This window comes from Candidatus Andeanibacterium sp. (genome assembly GCF_057143545.1).
Map to the genome: position 1 here is coordinate 1 of NZ_DBNHSF010000221.1, position 4,452 is coordinate 4,452.

The window sequence follows — 4,452 nt, forward strand, 5'->3', positions numbered from 1 at the left end:
AGGTCCGCCAGGATGCGCGGGAAGGGATGGTCGAGATCCCAGTGATCGACGATGTGCTGATAATGCCAGACGATCTTGCCGGTGTTGACATCGAGCGCGAGCGTCGAATTATGATAGAGATGCTGCAGGTCGTTCCCCCCGAGCAGTAATTTGGGGGCAGGAGCCGAAACCGAAGTGCCCATATAGACCAGTTCTAGCTCGGGATCGTAGCTCGCCAGCATCCAGGCGCCGACATGTAGCCGCCGCTCGTCGGGGACATCGCCCCAGCTGGCCGAATTGGGATCGTCGCCCCGCGCGATGGTGCTGGTGCGCCAGACTTCCCTGCCGGTCTTTGCATCATGCGCGGTGATCACGCAGGCATCCGGTCCGCCCTCGGTCTCGCAGGAGCGGCCGGTGATCGCGAGGCCCTTGGCGATGATCGGTCCGGAGCTCTGCTTTGCGCCGCGCGTGTAATCGAGGATTTTCGTTTCCCACACCAGTTCGCCACTCGCTGCATCGAGCGCGTAGAGGTAATCGTCCGCCCCGTTACCGATGATGAGATTGCCGTAAATCGCAACGTTGCGGGTCGTGTCCCACACCGGGAGGTAGTCGCCGAGGTCGTCCGGCAATTGGCGGCGATATTGCCAAATGCGCTTCCCGGATTTGGCATCGATCGCCTCGATCGTGTCGCGTGGCGAGGGGAAGTACATGATCCCGTCATGGACGAGCGGCGTGCCTTCCTGGTGACCATCGCCGAGCGGCTTGGCCCAGACCATCCGCAGCTGGCCGACATTGCCGCGATCGATCTCGTCGAGCGGGCTATAGCCCTGGCTGTCGAGCGTCCTCCTCCAGTTGAGCCAGTCGGCCGGGTCGGGATCATGGAGCATGGCGTCGGTGACCGGTTCGAACGGTGCGGCGGACTGGGCGATTGCCTGGCCGACCATGCTTCCCGCCAGCATTGCACTGATTACGGCAGCGCCGGCCGATCGCCTGATATTCATTCTAGTCCCTCTCCCTGGGATGAGCCTTGCGATAGGTATCGAGCAAAGTTGCCTGGTCAACCTTGGTGTAGATCTGGGTCGATCCCAGGCTCGCATGACCGAGCAATTCCTGCAGGCTCCTGAGGTCCGCGCCCGCGCCGAGGAGATGGGTCGCAAAGCTGTGGCGCAGCGCATGGGGCGTCGCGGTGGGCGGCAAGCCGAGCGCGATCCTGGCCCTGGCCATCGCCTTCTGGACCATGCCTTGCGACAGGGGCCCGCCCTTGGCGCCGATGAACAGGGGGCCGCTCTTCTCGATCGGCCACGGACATTGGCGGGCATAGTCGGCCACGGCCCGCCGGGTCAGCGGGATGATCGGGACGACCCGTTGCTTGCCGCCCTTGCCGGTCACGGTGAGCGTATCGCCGAACGGCACATCCGAACCTTTTAGCGAAAGCGCTTCGGCGATCCGCAGTCCCGCTCCGTACAGCAGCAGCAGGACCGCGCTGTCGCGGGCGCCAATCCAGGCGGCGGTTGCATTGTCTCGCACCAGCTCGGCAACATTGAGCGCTTCATCGGGCGTGACCGGGCGGGGCAGGCCTTTCTTGATCCTGGGACCGCGCATGCGCGGCGCGGCGGCATCTTCGCGCCCCGCCTTGTGCCGCGCAAAGGCAATGAAGCTCTTGAGCGCGGACAGCTCGCGGGCGGCGCTGGCATTGCCGATCCCCTCGGCCCGGCGAGCGGCCAGTTGGGTGCGCAAGGTCGGGCTTTCGATCCGGGCGAGGGCAGGCCAGTCGCTCTCGCCGAGATTGTCGAGCAACCGGGCGGCGCAGGCGACATAGGCGCGGACCGTGTGCGGCGAACGGCGGCGCGAGTGGGCGAGGTAATCGCGCCATTCGCCCAGGAGCTCCGCCCTGGTCATGCCAAAACCAGGTCACTGGCGACTATTTCGCCGAGCAGCGCATCGAGCAACGGCATGCCGGTTTCGGTCACCCCGATCCGATCGCCGTCGCGCCAGCACAGGCCATGGCCGAGATGGAATTCGAACCGGGGCCAGTCGACGAGCTCGGTCGGCGAAATTGCGAACCGCGATCCGATCTGGGCAAGGTCGATTCCTTCCGCGAGGCGCAGCCCCATGAGCATCGCCTCGCTCGCTTGCTCGCTTCGGCCGAGGACGCGTTCCTCGGAAATTCCGTGGCCATTGCCGGCGACCGCTTCGAGCCAGTTTTCGGGCTTGCGATGCCGGACCGTTGCAATGCCATTGCGACGGCCATGCGCTCCCGGTCCGACGCCGATGTAGTCCTGGTAACGCCAATAGGCGAGATTGTGCCGGCTTTCCTCTCCGGGGCGGGCGTGGTTGCTGACCTCATAGGCAGGAAGACCCGCCTTTCCAGTTACTTCTCGCGTAAGATTAAACATATCCGTAGCTTGTTCATCGTCGAGCGGGGTGAATTCTCCCCGGCGGACCATGCTTTCGAAACGGGTCCCCGACTCGATCGTCAACTGGTAGAGTGAAAGATGCGACGCACCCAGATCGAGTGCCCGCATCAGTTCCTTGCGCCACAGCCGCAGATCCTGGCCGGGCAGGGCGTAAATCAGGTCGAAATTGACCCGTTGAAACACCTTCTGTGCCGTTTCGAGTGCGCTCAGCCCCTCTGCAGCGCTGTGCAGCCGCCCGAGGAATTTCAGCCCCCGATCGTCGAGCGACTGCAGTCCGAGCGAAGCGCGATTGACTCCGCAAGCGGCCAAATCCTTGAATTTGCCTGCTTCGACTGAACTCGGATTGGCTTCGAGCGTGATCTCGATCGCGGGTTCAAAGCCGAACAGCTGCTCAGCCTCGCCGAGCAGCGCGCCGACCAGCTGCGGCGGCATCAGGGACGGGGTCCCGCCGCCGAAGAACACGCTTTCGAGCGGTTCTCCACCGGCCCGCTCCGCCTCGTGCCGCAAATCCGCCAGCAGGGTGCCTTGCCACTGCGCGACATCGACCTGCTCGCGGACATGCGAATTGAAATCGCAATAGGGGCATTTTGCGAGGCAGAAGGGCCAGTGTATGTAGAGCGCGCGGGCCATTGTGATCTGTTTCAGCCTTTATTCAGCGCCTGGTGTCAAGTTGCCGCCATGATCAAAGCGATGATTCCCCTGGGTTTGGGCCTCGCCCTGCTTGCTTGCCTGCCGGCCGCACAGGGGCAGACCAGCACTTCGGTCCGCAGCGCCTCGGACCCGGCGCCCGACCGGCTCGATCTCGCCGCGCGCCTGCTGGCCAAGCACAATGACGAGCGGGTCGGCGAGGGCCTTCCGCGCCTCGTCTGGAACGCCGGGCTGGCCCAGGGCGCTGCCGAGTGGGCGAGGACTATCGCGCGCGACGGCAATATGCGCCATTCCCCGAAGTCGAGCCGCCCCGAGCAGGGCGAAAACCTGTGGATGGGGACGGCGGACTTCTATTCGATCGAGCACATGATGGACCGGTTCCTCGACGAAAAGCGCGATTTCCGGCCCGGAATCTTCCCCGACATTTCGAAGACCGGAGAATGGCAGGACGTTGCCCATTATACCCAGATCATCTGGCCGGAGACCCGCGAAATGGGGTGCGCACTCGCGTCCGCAAATGGGCGGGACGCACTGGTCTGCCGCTATTTGCCGGCCGGAAATGTGCGGGGTCGGCCGGTCGGGCTTTAGCGCTTACGCGAACTGGTCGGCGACCAGCCTGGCAAACGCGGCGGCACGGTGGGAAATGCGATGCTTTTCCGCCGGATCGAGTTCTCCGAATGTCTCCGAATAGCCGGCCGGCAGGAACACCGGGTCGTAGCCGAACCCCTGATTGCCGCGCGGGGGCCAGGTGAGCGAGCCATCGACCCGGCCTTCGTAGACGGCCTGCTCGCCATCGGGCCAGGCCAGGGCGAGGACGCAGGAAAACCAGGCATCCCGCGGCGTTTCAGGGCCCATTTCGGCCAGCATGCCCTCGATCTTGCCCATCGCCATGTACCAGTCGCGCCCCGGCGGTCCTTCGAACCATTGCCGCTGCGCCCAATCGGCGGTGTAGACGCCCGGTCGGCCATCGAGCGCGGCCACGGACAGTCCGCTATCGTCCGCCAGCGAGACGATGCCGCTCGCTTCAGCCGCCGCACGGGCCTTGATCAGGGCGTTTTCCACGAATGTCCTGCCGGTTTCGGCGGGTTCGGGAAGGCCGAGCGACCCGGCGGAAATGCAATCGACGCCATGGGGTTCGAGCAGCGCCGCAATCTCTTTCAATTTGCCCGCATTATGCGTGGCAATCACAAGCTTGCCCGAGCAGAGCCTGCGGGTCATTTGACGGCGGATTCCTGGGCGGCAAAGATCCGCGCGCAGCCGATATTGGCGAGGCGCAGCAGTCGCAGCAGGCCTTCCTCGTCATAGGTCGCGCCTTCGGCGGTGGCCTGGACTTCGGCGATCTGCCCTCCTTCGATGAGCACGAAATTGGCATCGGCATCGGCCGAACTGTCCTCGTGGTAATCGAGAT

5 protein-coding genes and 1 pseudogene are annotated in these 4,452 nt (G+C 64.5%); 1 reads left to right on the top strand and 5 read right to left on the bottom strand.

Translation table 11 applies throughout. From position 1 onward, the window contains the following. The 3 genes from AC16XC_RS12865 to hemW all read right to left on the bottom strand — a co-directional run. The coding region (locus AC16XC_RS12865) for an outer membrane protein assembly factor BamB family protein (protein WP_484035061.1) at positions 1 to 980 on the bottom strand (980 nt) is incomplete at its 3' end. Between the two features lies 1 nt (position 981). Continuing rightward, positions 982 to 1,878 (bottom strand): tyrosine recombinase XerC, encoded by an 897-nt coding sequence (locus AC16XC_RS12870; RefSeq protein ID WP_484035062.1) that lies wholly within the window; start codon positions 1,876 to 1,878, stop codon positions 982 to 984. Continuing rightward, on the bottom strand, positions 1,875 to 3,026 hold the full coding sequence (hemW, locus tag AC16XC_RS12875) for a radical SAM family heme chaperone HemW (RefSeq protein WP_484035063.1): 1,152 nt from the start codon (positions 3,024 to 3,026) through the stop codon (positions 1,875 to 1,877). Before hemW ends, AC16XC_RS12870 begins: the two co-directional genes overlap by 4 nt. A 48-nt stretch (positions 3,027 to 3,074) precedes the next feature. On the opposite strand from hemW, the gene AC16XC_RS12880 reads away from it, so the two are divergent. Then, positions 3,075 to 3,632, top strand: coding sequence for a CAP domain-containing protein (locus tag AC16XC_RS12880; RefSeq protein ID WP_484035064.1), 558 nt, complete (start codon positions 3,075 to 3,077; stop codon positions 3,630 to 3,632). A gap of 3 nt (positions 3,633 to 3,635) precedes the next feature. On the opposite strand, the gene rdgB is transcribed toward AC16XC_RS12880, so the two are convergent. Both rdgB and AC16XC_RS12890 read right to left on the bottom strand, forming a co-directional pair. After that, positions 3,636 to 4,262, bottom strand: a complete 627-nt coding sequence (rdgB, locus tag AC16XC_RS12885) for an RdgB/HAM1 family non-canonical purine NTP pyrophosphatase (RefSeq protein ID WP_484035065.1) — start codon at positions 4,260 to 4,262, stop codon at positions 3,636 to 3,638. Continuing rightward, a pseudogene (locus tag AC16XC_RS12890) lies at positions 4,259 to 4,452 on the bottom strand (ribonuclease PH); the annotation flags it as partial. The gene rdgB and the pseudogene AC16XC_RS12890, both read right to left, overlap by 4 nt.